Annotated in this window: 16 protein-coding genes; 3 read left to right on the top strand and 13 right to left on the bottom strand. The window is 71.4% G+C overall.

Translation table 11 applies throughout. The annotated features are described in order from the left end of the window. Nucleotides 1–420 precede the first annotated feature (420 nt). From IPV10_RS16020 to hemE, 10 genes are all read right to left on the bottom strand, one after another. Complete coding sequence (locus IPV10_RS16020) at nt 421–1758, bottom strand: glutamate-1-semialdehyde 2,1-aminomutase (protein ID WP_207485550.1); 1338 nt, start codon at nt 1756–1758, stop codon at nt 421–423. A 71-nt stretch (nt 1759–1829) separates the two neighbouring features. Continuing rightward, nucleotides 1830–2828 (bottom strand): porphobilinogen synthase, encoded by a 999-nt coding sequence (gene hemB, locus IPV10_RS16015; protein ID WP_207485548.1) that lies wholly within the window; start codon nt 2826–2828, stop codon nt 1830–1832. Beyond that, nucleotides 2825–3616: a uroporphyrinogen-III synthase gene (locus IPV10_RS16010; RefSeq protein ID WP_207485546.1), complete on the bottom strand. Its 792-nt coding sequence runs from the start codon at nt 3614–3616 to the stop codon at nt 2825–2827. Before IPV10_RS16010 ends, hemB begins: the two co-directional genes overlap by 4 nt. Beyond that, entirely contained in the window at nt 3613–4647 is a 1035-nt protein-coding gene (gene hemC, locus IPV10_RS16005; protein ID WP_207485544.1) for a hydroxymethylbilane synthase, read from the bottom strand. Before hemC ends, IPV10_RS16010 begins: the two co-directional genes overlap by 4 nt. Nucleotides 4648–4654: 7 nt before the next feature. After that, nucleotides 4655–5332, bottom strand: a complete 678-nt coding sequence (gene hemQ, locus IPV10_RS16000) for a hydrogen peroxide-dependent heme synthase (protein ID WP_207485542.1) — start codon at nt 5330–5332, stop codon at nt 4655–4657. Nucleotides 5333–5423: 91 nt separating this feature from the next. Beyond that, a complete protein-coding gene (locus tag IPV10_RS15995) occupies nt 5424–5705 on the bottom strand; it encodes a hypothetical protein (RefSeq protein ID WP_207485540.1) in 282 nt (93 codons plus the stop codon). Further along, nucleotides 5692–6120 (bottom strand): phage holin family protein, encoded by a 429-nt coding sequence (locus IPV10_RS15990; RefSeq protein ID WP_207485538.1) that lies wholly within the window; start codon nt 6118–6120, stop codon nt 5692–5694. Before IPV10_RS15990 ends, IPV10_RS15995 begins: the two co-directional genes overlap by 14 nt. A 1-nt stretch (nt 6121) precedes the next feature. Continuing rightward, on the bottom strand, nt 6122–6529 hold the full coding sequence (locus IPV10_RS15985) for a hypothetical protein (protein WP_207485536.1): 408 nt from the start codon (nt 6527–6529) through the stop codon (nt 6122–6124). Nucleotides 6530–6642: 113 nt separating this feature from the next. Next, nucleotides 6643–8208: an NAD(P)/FAD-dependent oxidoreductase gene (locus IPV10_RS15980; protein ID WP_207485534.1), complete on the bottom strand. Its 1566-nt coding sequence runs from the start codon at nt 8206–8208 to the stop codon at nt 6643–6645. After that, nucleotides 8201–9226 carry a uroporphyrinogen decarboxylase gene (hemE, locus tag IPV10_RS15975; RefSeq protein ID WP_207485532.1) on the bottom strand — a complete coding sequence of 342 codons (1026 nt, stop codon included), beginning with the start codon at nt 9224–9226 and terminating at the stop codon, nt 8201–8203. Before hemE ends, IPV10_RS15980 begins: the two co-directional genes overlap by 8 nt. Nucleotides 9227–9328: 102 nt before the next feature. Between hemE and IPV10_RS15970 the strand changes: the two genes are divergently transcribed. Next, nucleotides 9329–10630: a glutamyl-tRNA reductase gene (locus IPV10_RS15970; protein WP_207485530.1), complete on the top strand. Its 1302-nt coding sequence runs from the start codon at nt 9329–9331 to the stop codon at nt 10628–10630. Between the two features lie 196 nt (nt 10631–10826). Here IPV10_RS15970 and IPV10_RS15965 read toward each other — a convergent pair whose 3' ends face one another. Next, nucleotides 10827–13013 (bottom strand): hypothetical protein, encoded by a 2187-nt coding sequence (locus tag IPV10_RS15965; RefSeq protein ID WP_207485528.1) that lies wholly within the window; start codon nt 13011–13013, stop codon nt 10827–10829. Continuing rightward, on the bottom strand, nt 13010–13660 hold the full coding sequence (locus tag IPV10_RS15960) for a response regulator transcription factor (protein ID WP_207485526.1): 651 nt from the start codon (nt 13658–13660) through the stop codon (nt 13010–13012). The genes IPV10_RS15965 and IPV10_RS15960 overlap by 4 nt, the downstream gene beginning before the upstream one ends. 78 nt (nt 13661–13738) lie before the next feature. Here IPV10_RS15960 and IPV10_RS15955 point away from each other — a divergent pair, with 78 nt between their 5' ends. Together IPV10_RS15955 and IPV10_RS15950 are read left to right on the top strand one after the other, a co-directional pair. Continuing rightward, on the top strand, nt 13739–14314 hold the full coding sequence (locus IPV10_RS15955) for an HhH-GPD-type base excision DNA repair protein (RefSeq protein ID WP_207485524.1): 576 nt from the start codon (nt 13739–13741) through the stop codon (nt 14312–14314). After that, nucleotides 14311–14736 (top strand): DUF1801 domain-containing protein, encoded by a 426-nt coding sequence (locus IPV10_RS15950; protein WP_207485522.1) that lies wholly within the window; start codon nt 14311–14313, stop codon nt 14734–14736. The genes IPV10_RS15955 and IPV10_RS15950 overlap by 4 nt, the downstream gene beginning before the upstream one ends. A gap of 50 nt (nt 14737–14786) precedes the next feature. Here the strand turns inward: IPV10_RS15950 and IPV10_RS15945 are convergent, their stop codons facing one another. After that, a complete protein-coding gene (locus IPV10_RS15945; RefSeq protein ID WP_207485520.1) occupies nt 14787–15950 on the bottom strand; it encodes an epoxide hydrolase family protein in 1164 nt (387 codons plus the stop codon). Nucleotides 15951–16079 lie beyond the last annotated feature (129 nt).

Below are 16079 nucleotides of genomic sequence, written 5' to 3'. Positions count from 1 at the left end.
TGTTCTGCACCGGACACCACGCCCTCAAGCACCCCGACATCGACGAACGCCACCGGTGGCAGGCGAGACAGCTCCCCGACGGCTCCGTCGAATGGCTCAGCCCCCTCGGCCGCACCTACGTCGACCCGCCACCACGACGCGTGATGTTCGTCTGAACAATGCCCGGGCCGCGGAGGCTCGGGACATCGGTCCCGCCTGTGCGGCGGCCCCGCCTGTGCCGTGGTTCAGGCACAGACAGGATCACGGCTCCGCCCGACCATGCGCGAGAGTCAGGCAGGGATCACGATCACGCCCGACCGTGCATGAGAGTCAGGCAGGGATCACGATCACGCCCGACCGTGCGCGAGACTCAGGGCAGGGATCACGATCACGCCCGACCGTGCATGAGAGCCAGGCAGGGATCACGATCACGCCGATGGTTCAGGCCGAGGCGGAAGCCGGTAAGGCAGCAGCGGCAGCGGCAGCAGCAGCCGGAAGCGCCGCCTCGATCAGGCTGAGCTCCTCCTCGCCGTGCGCGGCGGTGAGGAACCACGCCTCGAACACGCTCGGCGGGAGCGCGACGCCCTGCTCGCGCATCGAGTGGAAGAACGGCGCGTAGCGGAACGACTCCTGCGCCTGCGCCTCCGTGTAGTCCCGAGGAGCGGTCGCGCGGAACGCCGCATTGAACAGGTTCCCCGCCTTCGCCACCGCATGGGTGACCCCGGCGTCTGTGAGCGCGGAGTCGAGCGCGTCGGCGAGACGGACGGATGCCGCGTCCACCGTCGCGTACACCTCCGGAGTCGCCAGGCGCAGGGTCGCAAGACCCGCCGCGACCGAGAGCGGATTCCCCGACAGCGTGCCGGCCTGGTACACCGGGCCGAGCGGGGCGAGGAGGTCCATGATCTCGGCGCGCCCGCCGAGCGCGGCCAGCGGCATGCCGCCACCGACGACCTTGCCGAACGTGATGATGTCTGGCACGTAGTCCTCGCCCGCCTCCGCCTGCAGACCCCAGAATCCCGCCGGGTGCACGCGGAAGCCGGTGAGCACCTCGTCGAGGATCATCAGCGCGCCGTGGGCGTGAGCGGTTTCGGCGATCAGGCGGTTGAAACCCGGGAGCGGCGCGACGACACCCATGTTCGCGGCGGATGCCTCGACGATCACGGCCGCGATCCGCCGGCCGTGCTCGACGAACACCGCCTCGAGAGCCGCAGCGTCGTTGTAGTCGATCACCAGGGTCTGCGCGGCGATCGGCGCAGGCACGCCTGCCGAGCCGGGGAGCGCGAGCGTCGCGACACCGGAGCCCGCTGCGGCGAGCAGTCCGTCGGAGTGGCCGTGATAGTGACCGGCGAACTTCACCAGCAGGTCGCGTCCGGTCGCACCACGGGCGAGGCGGATCGCCGTCATGGTCGCCTCGGTGCCGGTGGACACCAGGCGCACGCGCTCGACAGGGCGCACCTCGCCGAACCGCACCCGATCCGCGATGACGGCGGCCAGCTCGACCTCGCCCTCCGTGGGCGCGCCGAACGAGAGACCGCGCGTGGCCGCCTCCTGCACGGCCGCGACGATCTCCGGGTGCGCGTGACCGAGCAGAGCCGGCCCCCACGACGCGACCAGGTCGACGTACTCGCGCCCGGCGGCATCCGTCACTCTGGCGCCCTTCGCGGACGCGAGGAACCGAGGCGTGCCGCCCACCGAGCCGTAGGCGCGCACCGGCGAGTTCACTCCGCCGGGGATCACCGCGCGGGCAGCGGAGAACAGGTCGTCATTGCGGTCGGTCATGGAAACTCCTACTTCTCTACCGGTCGTTGAGTGAGCGAAGCGAGACGAAACGCCGCGCGACCGAGTCGAACTCAGCCGCGCAGCCAGCGGGCGGCCTCGGTCGCCCAGTAGGTCAGCACCGCGTCGGCACCGGCGCGGCGGATCGACAGCAGCGACTCCAGCACGGCGGCCTTCCGGTCGATCCAGCCGTTCGCCGCGGCGGCCTCGATCATCGCGTACTCACCGGACACCTGATATGCCCACACCGGAATATGGACGGTGTCCCTGACCTCACGGAGCACGTCGAGGAAGGACATGGCGGGCTTCACCATGACGATGTCGGCACCTTCGGCCTCATCGACGACGGCCTCACGGACGCCCTCGCGGCGATTGCCGGGATCCATCTGGTACGTGCGGCGATCGCCCTTCAGCTGCGAATCGACGGCCTCACGGAACGGGCCGTAGAAGGCGCTCGCGTACTTCGCCGAATAGGCGAGGAGCAGGGTGTCGGTGAAGCCCTCGGCATCCAGCGCTCCGCGGATCGCTGCGACCTGGCCGTCCATCATGCCGGACAGGCCGAGCAGCTGCGAGCCGGCACGCGCCTGCGCGAGCGCCATCGCCGTGTAGCGCTCCAGCGTCGCGTCGTTGTCGACGTGGGTCCCTGAGCCTGTCGAAGGACCGTCGGTCGCGAGCACGCCGCAGTGGCCGTGGTCGGTGAACTCGTCGAGGCAGAGGTCGGTCTGCACGACGAGCGCATCGCCGACCTCGGACGCCAGCGCCTCGGTGGCGAGGTTGAGGATGCCGGTCGGCGCGTCGGCCCCCGAACCCGTGGCATCTCGCACGGCCGGCACGCCGAACAGCATCACGCCGGAGACGCCGGCCTCGGCGGCCTCCACAGCGGCTGACCGCAGCGAGTCCATGGAGTGCTGCATCACGCCGGGCATCGATCCGATCGCGGAGGGCTCGGTCAGCCCTTCACGCACGAACATCGGCAGGACGAGATGCCGCGGCTCGAGCGAGGTCTCGCGCACGAGTTCGCGCACCGCCGGCGACTGCCGAAGACGGCGGAGCCTGGTCTCGGGGAAGCTCACGGTGCGAACTCGTCGGCCGCGTGCGGAAGCGTGAAGTGCGAGACGGCGTCGATCAGGGCGTCGACGGTCTGGCGATCTGCGACGACCGTGATCGGCAGGCCCGCCTTGCGCGCGTCCTGCGCCGTCCGCGGGCCGATCGCCGCGAGCAGCGTCTCGTCAGGGATCTCGGGGAACTGCTCGCGCACCTGCTCGGCGACCGAGCCGCTCGTGATCAGGATCGCGTTGATGCGCCCGTTCTCCACGTCGCGCTTGATGCGCTCGGTGACCGGAACGCCGACCGTGCGATACGCCACGACGCTGTCGACATCGTGACCGGCCTTCTTCAGGAGCTTGCTCAGCACCGGCTTCGCTATCTCGCTGCGCAGCGCCAGGATGCGCCGGGAACCGGACTCCAGCCCGATGAGCTGCTCGGCCATACCCTCGGCCGAGTTGTCCAGGTCGGGGACGAGAGCGACCTCGTAGCCGACGGCCTGGAGGGCTGCCGCGGTGGTCTCTCCGACGGCCGCGATCCGCGTCGACTTCGGCACGACCGCCCGATGCGCGAACATCACGTCGACGGTGGTGGCGCTCGTGATCGTCAGCCAGTCGTAGGCGCCGGCGGCGAGCTGCTCGAGGGCGACGTCGAGAGCCGCCTGGTCGGTGGTCGGCGCGAAGTTGATCAGGGGGGCGACGACGGGAACCGCACCCTGCGAGCGGAGGCTCGCGGCGACGCCGTCGCCCCACGGCCCGCCGCGGGGCACGAGGACACGCCAGCCGTCCAGCGGTCGGTCCTGCTTTGAATCAGTCATGAGGAATGCTCTCGGGAGACGAGGTCAGCCGCCCCTTTTTCGAGCAGCCGACGGGCAAGAGTCAACCCGAGCTCGCGTGCTGCGTGCATCGGGTCTGCACCATCGGCAGCATCCGCTCCATTGCCACTGCCGTTCCGATGAATATACTCCCCGTTCAGGCGCTCCGTGACGTCGAGACCGATTCGACGCCCTCCGTCGGTGGCGTAGACGACCGTTCTCACGCGGATGATGTCCCCCTCCACGACCGCGTGCGCGGCCATCGGCGCCTGGCACCCGGCATCCAGCCCCTCGAGGATCGCCCGCTCCACTGTGATCGCGAGGCGGGTGTCCTCGTCGTCGAGCGCGGCGAGCGCCTCGAGCAGCTCGGCCGGAGCATCCGCCCTGGTCTCCACCGCGAGCGATCCCTGGCCAGGGGCCGTCGGCCATTCGGCGAGGCCCATCGCCTCCCAGCCGAGGGAGGAGCCTGTGCGCTGCAGCGGCGACTCGTCGCCGAGGCGGGAGAGTCCTGCTGCTGCGAGGATGACCGCGTCCAGGTCGCCAGACGACACGCGCGCGAGGCGCGAATCGACATTCCCGCGGATGTCGACGATCTCGGCGCGCGGGGCGTGCCGATGCACCTGCGCGATGCGACGGGGCGAACCCGTGCCGACGGTGCTGCCGGCGGGCAGCTCGTGCAGCGGGGTGCCGTCGCGGGTGATCACGATGTCGCGGGCGTCCTCCCGCTCCGGGGTCGCGGCGATCACGAGACCGTCCGGGATCGCGGTCGGCAGGTCCTTGAGCGAGTGCACGAGCAGATCGCACTCCCCCGCCAGAAGAGCCTCACGCAGGCGGGTCGCGAAGATCCCCTGCCCGCCGATCTCCGAGAGCGACGCCCGGTTCGTGTCGCCCTCGCTGGTGATGGCGACGAGTTCGACCCGGCGTCCGGTGACCTTCTCCAGGGCGGCGGCGACGTGGCCGGACTGCGCCTGGGCGAGTGCGCTGCGGCGGGTGCCCAGCCGGATCGGGGCGGACGGACTGCTCTGCGTGTTCATCGCCGGCCTACTGCAGCACGTCCGCGATCTCGTCGAATCGAAGCCTGCGCCCCGTGTAGAAGGGCACCTCCTCCTTCACATACAGCCGCGCATCGGTGTAGCGGAGGTCGCGCATCAGGTCGACGAGCTCGGTGACGTCGTCGGCTTCGAGCGGCAGCAGCCACTCGTAGTCGCCGAGCGCGAAGGCCGCGACCGTGTTCGCGATGACGCCGGTGAACGCGGCACCCTTGCGACCGTGGTCGGCGAGCATCTTGCGGCGCTCCTCCTCGGGGGCGAGGTACCACTGCGGGGTGCGCACGAACGGGTACAGGCACAGCCAGTCCTTGGGCTCGATCCCCCGCAGGAAGCCGGGCACGTGCTGGCGGTTGAACTCGGCGTCGCGGTGCACGCCCATCACGTTCCAGACCGGGATGAGGGTGCGCAGCAGCTCGGTGCGGCGCAGGCGGCGCAGCGCCTTCTGCAGCTCCTCGGCGGTCGCGCCGTGCAGCCACACCATGAGGTCGGCATCCGCCTTGAGTCCGGAGACGTCGTAGAAGCCGCGGACGGTGACGCCGGAGTCCTCGATGTGCCCGACGATCGTCTCGAGCTCGGTGGAGTCGGACTCGGTCACCGGAACATCGGGATTGCGTCGCCAGACCGCCCAGAGGGTGAAGCCGGACGGGTTCTCATCGCGCTCTTCGGACATGCTCCCAGTCTGCCCTCTTTGCGCAAGGCGCGCGAACGAGCGCTGCGACAACCTCGGCGACGCTTCTTTGGCGACCTCGCCTCGCTGCGCGTCAGCGCGACAGTGCGCGGGCGATCACCCAGACCGCACCGCCGATGACTGCGGCGATCACGACGGCCGCGGCGACGGCGGCCACCGGGTTGTCGTCGGCGAACCGGCGGGCCTTGGCCGCGGCGCTCACGGAGGCCTTCTCGATCCGCCGGGGGAAGTTGCCCTTCACCTCGATCGCCGCGAGTGCCGCCTTGAGTTCGGCGCGGGCTGAGGCGACGGGGTCGACGAGACCCGCGGGAACGACGGTCTTGGGCTGCCTGATCGCGGCGTCAGAATTCGTCATGACCGGATTCCTTCACGAGTCGGATGTCTGCGGCGACGGCCTGCGCGGGGTTCTGCCGTGCCAGCACCTTGCGGAACTTGAGGATGCCGAGCAGCGCGAACAGCAGCACTGCCAGGAGGAGGATGCCGAACACCGCGAGCGCCGAGAGCCACACCGGCCACCACGACGACAGGCCGGCGATCGCGAACACGAGGACCACCGGCACGGCCCAGAACAGGAAGAACAGCGCGACGAGGAACCAGACGGAGCCGATCCCCGCATCCTTCGCGGTCCGCGAGACCCACGCCTTGGCGGCGTCGACCTCGGCCTTGACGAGGTTGGTGACGAGTTCGGGAAGGTCGCCGAGAAGAGTCAGCAGGCTGTCGTCGGCGCGATCGCGCCAAGGCCTCCGCTGCGAGGTGCCGTCAGGCCGCATCTCACTCGCCAGTCTTCTTGGCGGCGGTGCTCCTGGCCGACGTGCTCTTCGGTGCGGCCGGCTTCGTCCCGGCGCGCTTCGCCTCCTCGACCGCGTCCTCCGTCGCCTCGGCGAGGTCGTCCGCGGCCTTCCGGCCGGTGGCGATCGCCGAGTCGAGGCGCTGACCGGGGGTCCCGTTGCCGCTCACCGACTTCGCGACCTTGACGACGCCGGTCCATAGCGCACCAGGCACTGCGGCCGCCTTGTCGCCGACGAAGTCCTTGACCTTGCCGACCTGCTCCTGCACAGGGTCGAGGTGCCAGACCTTCAGCCACTGCGTCCTGATCTGCTCATACCGCTCGCGTCCGGCACGAGTGCCGAGGACGTATCCGACGCCGAGTCCGACGACGAGTCCGATCTTCCCTTTCATGGGGTCTCCCTCTCGTTGCAGTCCAGCATCCGTTCGGCGTGCCAGGCTCCCAGCGTAACCCCGTATGCCGATTTCGGCATCTAGACGTCAGAGGGTTGACAGATCAGAGTCGTTCACTCCCACAGCAGAGCGTGACGGAGGCGGTCGGCCTCCTCCGTGGCATCCGGGATCACCTGGGCGAGTCCGGTGCCGGCAAGCCAGGCGCCGACAGCCGCGAGAGCGGGTACGGCCTGCACGGCGGCCCTGGCCGCCGCACGGCGGCCTGCGGAGCCGATGATCGACGCGGGCTGCGACTGCACGAAGCGCCCGCGATGCGCGGCGATCAGATCGCCCTCGGCGAGCGCGACCCCGAGGAGAGCGGATGCCTCGCGCACGGCGAGCGCGGCCGCGTCCCCGTCGTCGAGCGCCGCAGTGGCCGCCGGCTCGCCCTGGGCGCCGAACGACACCCGGACGACGTGCCGGTCGCCTGCGGCCCGGCGCACCCAGTCCCATTTGGCGCTCGAGTGCGTGAGCGCCTTGGCGATGTGGCTGCCGGGCACGGTGAGCACGCCTGTCCCCCGCGGTGCGGCGTCGAGCGCCGGGGCACGGAGCAGCAGCGTGACGATCTCGATCTCAGGGGATGCCGCGGCCTCGGTCTCGACGAGCGCGGGCGCGACCGCGGAGAGCAGCGCGCGTGCCGAGCTCTCGGCGGTGGCGACGATGACGGCGTCCGCCGCGAGCTCGGCCTCGTCGGTCGCGAAGCCGGGCACCGGATCTGCTCCGGAGGCGTGCACTGCGGCCTCGACGATCGTCTCGGCCTCGTCGCCCGCGGAGTCGCCCTGAGCGGCGTCGACGACCTGCACGCTCCATGCCTCGCCGGAGCGCGTCACCCGATCCACGCGCACACCCGTGCGCACGACGCCGCCGAGCCGTTCGAGGTCGGCCACCAGCGCGTCCACCAGGCCGGTCATCCCGCCCTCGAGCCCCTCGACCGCCGACCCCGGCGCCTTCGCGGCCCGCTCGGCGCCCTCGTCGAGCAGCACCTGCACGGCACCCGAGAGCGATCCGACGCTCGTGAGCGCCGCGTTCAGACCGGGTGCGGCGATGTCGACGTCGACGTCCTCCGGCGACGCCGAGTACACGCCGGTGGTCACCGGAGCGACCAGCCGATCGCGGACCTTCGCGCCCATCCGCGTGGAAACCAGCCTGCCGAGGCTGTGGTCGTGACCGATCGTCAGCGGCGGGCGCACCCGGTCGAGGTACGCGCGCCAGACACCCGACCAGCCGATGATGCGGCGGACGTCCTCCTGGAACGGATTCGCCGGGATGCCGAGGATGCCGCCGGCAGGCAGCGGCGCGGCCCCGACCCCCGGGATGCCGGCGAGCCAGGCGCCGCCGGCTGCTGGGGCGACGATCCGGTCCGCGAGCCCCAGTTCGGTGAGCAGCCGGCGGACGTGACCGCCCCTGGTCGCGAAGCTCTCGGCGCCCGCATCCACGACCACGCCGTCGAGCTCTGCACGGCGGAGCGCCCCGCCCACGGCATCCGCCGCCTCGAGCACCGTGACGCGCATGCCGACCTTCGCGCACTCGCGCGCGGCGACCAGCCCGCCGATCCCGCCGCCGATCACGATCACATGCTTCTCGGCTGCCCTGGCGGCGAGCCTCTCCGGGGAGTTCTCCGGCGCCGGGCGCTCAGTCATCGGCGTGGACCAGCTCGACGATCCGGGTGAGCTGGTCGGGGTCGGTCTCGGGCGGCACGCCGTGGCCGAGGTTGAGGATGTGGGCGCGGGCCGCGCGACCACGCGCGAGCACGTCGCGCACGTGCGCCTCGAGCACAGGCCAGGGCGCCCCGAGCAGCGCCGGGTCGATGTTGCCCTGCACGGTGACATCCGGCCCGAGGATGCGCGCCGCCTCGTCGAGCGGCTGACGCCAGTCGACGCCGACGCCGTCGGCGATCCCGCCGAGGCGCATGTCGGAGAGGAAAGGCCCGGTGCCCACACCGAAGTGGATGCTCGGGATGCCGATGTCCTGCAGCGTCGCCGTCGAGTGCGGAGCGATGAAGGCCCGGTAGTCGGCGGGGCTGAGGGAGCCGGCCCAGCTGTCGAAGAGCTGAACGACGGATGCCCCGGCGTCGCGCTGGATCTCCAGGAACCGGCGCGAGACCTGCGCCAGCCAGCCAGCCAGACGGTTCCAGGCTTCGGCGTCGGCGTGCATCATGGCGCGGGCGCGCAGGTGCTCCTTCGATGGCCCGCCCTCGAGGAGGTAGGCCGCGAGCGTGAAGGGCGCACCGGCGAAGCCGATCAGCGGGGTGTCGCCGAGTTCTGCGGTGACCATACCGACGGCCTCGGCGATCGCCGTGCCGTCGAGTGACGCCGGGTCGATCGCGGTGATCCGGTCGACATCGGATGCCGTGCGGACGGGATTCGCGAACACCGGCCCGCGGCCGGGCTCGATCTCCACCTCGACGCCGGCGAGCCGCAGCGGGATCACGATGTCGCTGAAGAACACGGCAGCGTCCACGCCGTGCCGGCGCACCGGCTGCAGCGTGATCTCGGCGGCGAGGTCGGGCGTGAGGCAGGCGTCGAGCATCCGCGTGCCGACCCGCAGGTCGCGGTACTCCGGCAGCGACCTGCCGGCCTGCCGCATGAACCAGACAGGGGTCTGCTCGGGACGGGAGCCGGCGAGGGCGCGGAGCAGCGGGGCGTCGGAGAGGGCCATGCCTCCATCCTCCCATCGACTTCCTATGACTCTCCGTGACGCTCAGCGGGCGGGAAGCGGCGCGAAACGTCTGCGTAACCCGCGCTCGGGTACAATCGAAGGGTGCTGCTGTGTGTGACGGCGAGTCACAAGACCGCCTCTTTCGAATTGCTCGAACGCCTGAGCCGCACCCCCGATGACGTCGCCTCCACCTTGGTGGGGCTGACGCCTTGCGTGCAGGGTGCGGTCGTTCTCGCGACGTGCAATCGCTTCGAGGCGTACGTGGAGATGGATGAGCCCGTCACCGCCGCCGGCGCGATCGGCGTCGAAGCCGTGCTCGAGGCGGTCGAATCGGCGACCGGCATCCCCGTCGCCGACCTCGACGGCGCCTACCAGGTGCACTCGGGTCGCCGCGTCGCCGAGCATCTGTTCTCCGTGGCATCCGGCCTCGAATCCGTCGTCTCCGGCGAGGGCGAGATCGCCGGCCAGGTGCGCAGGGCGTTGAAGTCCGCTCGCAGGGACGGCACCACTTCCGCCGAGCTCGAGCGTCTGTTCCAGCGCGCCAGCCAGGCGCAGCGCAAGGTCAAGAACGTCACCGCCCTCGGCCGCGCCGGCCGCTCCCTCGTGCGCCTGGCACTGGAGCTCGCCGACAGCCGCATCGCGGACTGGGCTGCCGAGCGCGTGCTGCTCGTCGGCACCGGCGCCTACGCCGCGGTCACCCTCGCCACGCTGCGCGAGCGCGGAGCGGTGAACATCTCCGTGTACTCCCCGTCCGGCAGGGCCGAGGCGTTCGCCGCGAAGTACGGCATCCGTCCTGTGCCCGCCGAGGACTACGCCCGCACCGCGGCGCGCTCCAGCCTGCTGATCACGTGCACGACCGCGACCGAGCCCGTCCTCGGGCCGGAGCACCTGCAGTCGCCGGCCGGGGCCCCCGCGGCGGCCGGCTGCCCCGTCGGCGCGCACAGCCGGCTGGTCGTCGACCTCGGCATGCCCCGCAACGTCGACCCGGCGATCGCGACGGTCGAGGGCACCGCCCTGCTCGATCTCGAGACGATCCGCCTGCACGCGCCGCTGGAGGAGCTGCAGGCCACGGATGCCGCGCGCAGCGTGGTCCGCGAGGCCGCCGACACCTTCCATGTCGTGGGCAGCCGCCAGAGCGTGACGCCGTCGGTGGTCGCGCTGCGCTCGCACATCTTCGGCCTGCTCGAGACCGAGATCGACCGCGCAAGGGCGCGTGGCGACGAGGACGGCAAGGTCGAACAGGCGCTGCGGCACCTCGCCGGCGTGCTGCTGCACGCCCCCACCGTGCGGGCGCACGAGCTCGCCGCCTCAGGCCGGGCTGACGAGTTCACGGCCGCGCTCTCTGCGCTGTACGGCGTCGAGCCCGAGATCGCGGGCTCCGCGGAAGACGCCGCGACCGCCTGAGCGGCCGAGACCCGACCGATACCCCAGATATCGATCGGGTCACCTCAGCCGGCCGCCCGTCCCCAGAACGGACGACCCCGCGTGTCGCTCACAACCGGGCCCTCTCCGGTTCGGAGCAGCCGATGCGCGGTCACGATGGGGCGCGATGCCTCGGCGTCTCCACCGTAGGGTGCACGCGCCACGCCGGCAGGCGGGTTCAGCCACCAAAATCGGTGGCATGCTCGTCGATCGCCGCGCTCACGTCGACCGTGCGGCCGACGGGGAGCATCCGGCCCAGGAACGACGACTCCGCGCGCCGTGCGCCCTCGGCGAGCCAGTGCAGGATCGCCTCCAGGCTGGCGTCGCTCACCTCCCGCTCCGGTACGTCGTCGATCAGCACCACGTCGACGCCGCGCCTGCGCGCATCGGCGACGGCCGAGATCACCGGCTCCCGGGCGAGACGCCCTCCCCGGTACTCGTCGCGCAGGCGTCCCTCCAGCACGCGGCACTCGGCCGCCTCGGCCGCGGTGAGGCGGCTCCCCTGGCCGATCCGCTCGAGCATGCCGCCGACGAGCGCCTGCAGCCGCAGTGCGTTCGCGTGCGAGGAGTCCCGCTCGGCGAGCTGCCATGCCTTGGCCGTGGTCGCCGCGAGCACACGCCGCAGGTTGCGCTTCGCATTCGCCCGAAGCCGCCGTATCCCCACGGCGAGCACCACGGAGATCAGGACGATCGACACAGCGCGCACCAGGCCGGCAGCGAGCTGCCCGTACGGTCCAGGGGCGAGGAAGAGCATCGTCGCGGACAGGTCGATCCCGGCGAGCAGCACCGCGGCGCCCGGCCTGCCGCGCAGGCACAGCAGGCCGATCGCGAGCATGTGGGCCGTGAGCGGCCAGAAGTCCGCGTACGACGGCCCCGTGGCGTCGCCGCGCCAGGCGGTGAGCGTGCTGAGCCCCGCGACGCCGAGCACGGCGAGCAGCGCCGTCTGCAGGCGCGCGTGTCGCCTCGGCCACCACGTCACCACGGCCAGCGACACGAGCGCCGTGCCGGTGACGAGCGGGGCCTGATGCGCGTCGCCGGTGCGCACCGCGTCGTAGCCGCCGAGGAAGACCTGCCCGAGCATGAGGACGACGGCGACGGCTCTGAGCGACCCGCCGCGCAGCAGCGGCTCTGCCGGCACCGGTCGGTCCGCGATCGGCGCCGGCGCGTCGTCGACCGGAACCGGTCGCCAGTCGAGATGCACCTCGGTGCCTCCGCCGATCTCGGACAGCACGGAAGCGTCGCCGCCCGGCAGGGAGCGCATCCGGGTGAGGATGCTGATCGCCACTCCCATGCGCTGCTCCGACGCCTTCGCGACGTCGAAGCCAGGGCCGTCGTCGACGATCCGCACCCGCAGGGCATGCTCCGTCCACTCCAGTTCCGCGGCGCAGCGGCTTCCAGGCGCGTGCGCCGTCCTGTTGACCAGCGCCTGCTGCGCGGCGCCGAGCAGCGCGTCGACCACGGGACCGGGGATCGGAGCGAACGCCGGGATCCCCGTCTCGGCGAAGCGGGCGTCGTGCTCGATGCTCAGGGTGCGCAGCTCTTCCGCGAGCCGCCGTGGCGCGACATCCGTCCCGGCGGGCCGGACCGCCGAGAGGTCGCGCACGAACTCGCTCGCCCGACGGGCCTGCGCGGCGAGGGGTGCAAGCATGGCGTCCGATGGGCGGCCGGCGAATCCGAGCGCCGCGAGCACCTCATCGTGGACGATGAGCTGCGCCCGCATCTGCACGTCGTGCCTGGCCGAGGCCACGGCAGCGCGGATGCCGGCGCGGCGCGCCTCGGCTGCCGCGGCATCCGCCTCCCGTGCGGCCGCCAGCACGCCGGTGCCGAGGGCGCACAGCACGATGGCGGTGCTGAAGGTGTGGATGTCGTTGGTGATCGAGTTGGCCGTGACGCTGCCGACCGAGAGCCGCAGGCCGGCGACGAGCACGATGAGCGCGGCGAACGTGCACCAGCCGCCGACGGCGCCCCACGCGAGCAGCGCCGACAGCACCGGGATCGCGACGACGATCAGCATCCAGGACAGCTGGCGTCCGGGCAGCGGCACCTCGACCGACACGATCAGCCCCCACGCGGTCAGCAGGAGCAGCACGTGCAGCACGACGAGGGTCCCGTTGACGGCGCGCAGCGCTCGAAGGCTCAGCAGGGCGGCGAGCGCACCGGCCAGCGATGCCCCGAGGAACAGCCCGAACTGGAGGCCGAGCAGCACCCCCGGGAGTGCGAGGCTCGCGGGCCGGGCGACCTCCGCCGCCATGGCGATCATCGCGATCGCGGCGACCACCCCGATCCCGAGTGTGAAGAGGCGGACCGACCGCAGCTCGTCGCTCGACGTCGAGACCTCGGTCTCGGAGGGCGACGCGCCGATCACGCGCGCTCGTCCGGGACGGGGATGAATCCGTCCTCGATCCCGCGCCGGTACAGATCGACCTTCGTCGGCGCCGGGCGGCCGAGCCTCTGATACATGAGCTTGATGCGCTTCAGGTGGTCGTTGACCGTGTTCTGGCTGATCTCCAGCAGCGACGCCACCTGCTTCGCGCCGATCCCCGACGCGTACAGCGAGAGCACCTCGTGCTCGCGGTCGGTGAGCGGCGCGGTGCGGAACTCCGGGTCGTCGTCGAGGGTGATCGCCCACTCCGCATCGACGACGAGCTGGCCGGCCGCGGCCTGCGTGATCGCGGCGAGGATCTGCGCGGCCGGCGCCGACTTGCGCACGACGCCCAGGGCGGGGGTGCGCAGCGCCTCTCGCACCAGGAACCGGTTCTCCCCCGAGGTGAGCACGAGCACCTCGGCTCCTGCGGCATTGAGCTGGCGGACGTTGTCGACCGGAGCCGAGCCGTCGCGCAGGAGCAGGTCGAGCACGACGAGGTCGGGGCGCAGTCCCTGTGCCCGGAGATCGGCGACCCCGGTCGCGGCTCCGAGGTAGCGCAGCCCCGGCGCCGATTCGATCAGAGGGCCGATCGCCAGTGCGACGAGCGCATGATCGTCGACGATCGCGACCCCGCACGTCCGCTCCATGTCACACACGATATCGCCACGCGGCGACGGCGCGGATCACCGGATGACCGAACGACGCCTCGGTGCGACACTGGAGGCATGGCCCTTCACATCACCGGAGACACCGCCGCTGACTCCCTGCTGTCCGACAACCCGCTCGCGCTCCTGGTCGGGATGCTCCTCGACCAGCAGGTGCCGATGGAGACCGCGTTCGCCGGTCCGCTCAAGATCGAGCAGCGCACGGGGGCGACGGATGCCGCCACGATCGCGCACATGGACCCTGACGCCTTCCTCGAGGCGTTCAAGCAGACCCCGGCCGTGCACCGGTTCCCCGGCTCGATGGCGGCGCGTGTGCAGACCCTCTGCCAGGAGCTGGTCGACCCGTGGGGCGGCGACGCCGCCACGCTGTGGACGGAGGGCGACCCCTCGGGCGCAGAGGTGCTCAAGCGCCTGAAGACGCTGCCCGGCTTCGGCGAGCAGAAGGCGAAGATCTTCCTCGCCCTGCTCGGCAAGCAGTACGGCTTCACCGGAGAGGGCTGGCGCGAGGCATCCGCCCCCTACGGCGAGGAGGGCTCGTACCGCAGCGTCGCCGACATCGTCTCCCCCGAATCGCTGACGAAGGTGCGCGAGCACAAGAAGGCGATGAAGGCGGCGGCGAGGGGCCCGAAGCAGTGAAGCCCACAGGAGACGACGTCGCCGGCCTCATCGCGCGCTCGAGCCCCGCGGTCCGCCGGCGGGATGCCGAGACGCTCACCGCGCTGATGCAGGAGATCACCGGGCGGGAGCCTCAGACCTGGGGCACGATCATCGGCTTCGGCTCGGTGCACTACCGCTACCCGACCGGCACCGAGGGCGACAGCGGGCTCCTCGGTTTCGCCCCGCGGAAGGCCGCGACCACGATCTACCTGTTCGACGGGGTCGGCGAGCACGCGGACGCCCTGACGAAGCTCGGGCCGCATACGACCGGCGTCGGATGCCTGTACATCAAAGACCTCGAGCAGGTCGACCTCGACGTGCTCCGCGGCATCCTGGAGCGCTCGCTCGCCTGGGTCGAGGCCGGCGGCACGGACCAGGTGCAGCTGACCGTCACCGGCTGACGCGAAGACCCGCCGCCCGCGAGGGCGACGGGTCTTCAGCGCGCCGCGGCTCAGCGCAGGCCGGCAAAGAACGTGCGGATGTCGCCGGCGACCAGCTCCGGGCGCTCCAGCGCCGCGAAGTGCCCGCCCTCGTCGAAGCGGCTCCAGTGCACGATGTTCGAGTTGTCGCGCTCGGCGAAGACCCGGATCGTCTGGAAGTCGTCCTTGAAGACGGCGACGCCGGTGGGCGCCTGGTTCACGGCTTCCGACGCCTCCGCCCTGGCGTTCTCCAGGTAGCTGCGCGACATGCCGGATGCCGCGTTCGCGAACCAGTTCACGCTGACCTCGAGCAGGATCTTCTCCAGCGGCACGAGCGAGGTGCCGTTGCCGAACGAGTTGAACAGCTCGCTGTATGCGAGCAGGCCGATCGGCGAGTCGCTGAGGCCGACCGCCACGGTCTGCGGACGCGAGGCGTTCATGGTGTTGTAGCCGCCGACCGACTGGAACCACTGCATGTGCTCGAGCCCCGCGTAGTCCTGCGGCTCCAGCTTCTCGAACTCGGCCGGGTCGCCGGAGGGGAACGAGAACAGCTGCAGCACGTGCAGGCCCAGGAACCCGTCGGGGTTCTGCAGGCCGAGCTCGCGGGCGACCATCGCGCCGTTGTCGGAGCCGTGGATGCCGTAGCTGTCGTAGCCGAGTCCGCGCATCAGCCGGTCGTAGGCTGCGGCGACCTTCGCCGTCGTCCAGCCGGCCGAGGCCAGGGGCTGCGAGAAGCCGTAGCCCGGAGCATCCGGGATCACGACATCGAAGGCGTCCTCCGCCCGCCCGCCGTGCGCCACCGGGTCGGTGAGCTGCGCGATCATGTCGAGGTAGTCGACAGCGGAGCCGGGGTAGGTGTGCGCGAGGAGCAGCGGCGTCGCGCCCTCGTGGGCGGAGCGGACGTGGATGAAGTGAATCGTCTGGCCGTCGATCTCAGTGGTGAAGTGCGGGGCGGCGTTGATCCGCTCCTGCGCGGCGGCCCAGTCGAACTCCTTCCAGGCGGCGATCGCCTCGCGGAGGTAGGAGTTCGGGGTGCCGGCATCCCAGTCCTCCGCACCGCCGGTCTCCGTGGGCGAGGGCTGCGGAAGGCGGGTGCGGGCGAGGCGATCGTGGAGATCGGCGACCTCGGCCGCGGCGACCGAGACGGTGAAGGGGCGGATGTCGATGGGGCTGGGGGTGAGGTTCGTGTTTTCCATATCTCGAGAGTAGGAACGCAATAGGCTGGATTCGTTCCTAATGGAACAACGTCTTTCGAGAGGATTCCGATGCCCGATCCGACCGCCCGCCTGCTGGCACTTCTGGGCCTGCTGCAGACCGGAGCAGAG

The sequence above is a fragment of the Microbacterium sp. SD291 genome, assembly GCF_017355365.1.
In the GTDB taxonomy this organism is placed as follows: domain Bacteria; phylum Actinomycetota; class Actinomycetes; order Actinomycetales; family Microbacteriaceae; genus Microbacterium.
The sequence above is the reverse complement of the archived record's forward strand: the minus strand, read 5'-3'. Positions and strand labels throughout refer to the sequence as shown.

Bases quoted from the DNA above. Each gene is read 5' to 3' on its own strand.
- IPV10_RS16020 (WP_207485550.1), bottom strand. From the start codon at position 1,758: ATGACCGACCGCAATGACGACCTGTTCTCCGCTGCCCGCGCGGTGATC.
- IPV10_RS16010 (WP_207485546.1), bottom strand. From the start codon at position 3,616: ATGACTGATTCAAAGCAGGACCGACCGCTGGACGGCTGGCGTGTCCTC.
- hemC (WP_207485544.1), bottom strand. From the start codon at position 4,647: ATGAACACGCAGAGCAGTCCGTCCGCCCCGATCCGGCTGGGCACCCGC.
- hemQ (WP_207485542.1), bottom strand. From the start codon at position 5,332: ATGTCCGAAGAGCGCGATGAGAACCCGTCCGGCTTCACCCTCTGGGCG.
- IPV10_RS15995 (WP_207485540.1), bottom strand. From the start codon at position 5,705: ATGACGAATTCTGACGCCGCGATCAGGCAGCCCAAGACCGTCGTTCCC.
- IPV10_RS15990 (WP_207485538.1), bottom strand. From the start codon at position 6,120: ATGCGGCCTGACGGCACCTCGCAGCGGAGGCCTTGGCGCGATCGCGCC.
- IPV10_RS15985 (WP_207485536.1), bottom strand. From the start codon at position 6,529: ATGAAAGGGAAGATCGGACTCGTCGTCGGACTCGGCGTCGGATACGTC.
- IPV10_RS15980 (WP_207485534.1), bottom strand. From the start codon at position 8,208: ATGACTGAGCGCCCGGCGCCGGAGAACTCCCCGGAGAGGCTCGCCGCC.
- hemE (WP_207485532.1), bottom strand. From the start codon at position 9,226: ATGGCCCTCTCCGACGCCCCGCTGCTCCGCGCCCTCGCCGGCTCCCGT.
- IPV10_RS15960 (WP_207485526.1), bottom strand. From the start codon at position 13,660: ATGGAGCGGACGTGCGGGGTCGCGATCGTCGACGATCATGCGCTCGTC.
- IPV10_RS15955 (WP_207485524.1), top strand. From the start codon at position 13,739: ATGGCCCTTCACATCACCGGAGACACCGCCGCTGACTCCCTGCTGTCC.
- IPV10_RS15945 (WP_207485520.1), bottom strand. From the start codon at position 15,950: ATGGAAAACACGAACCTCACCCCCAGCCCCATCGACATCCGCCCCTTC.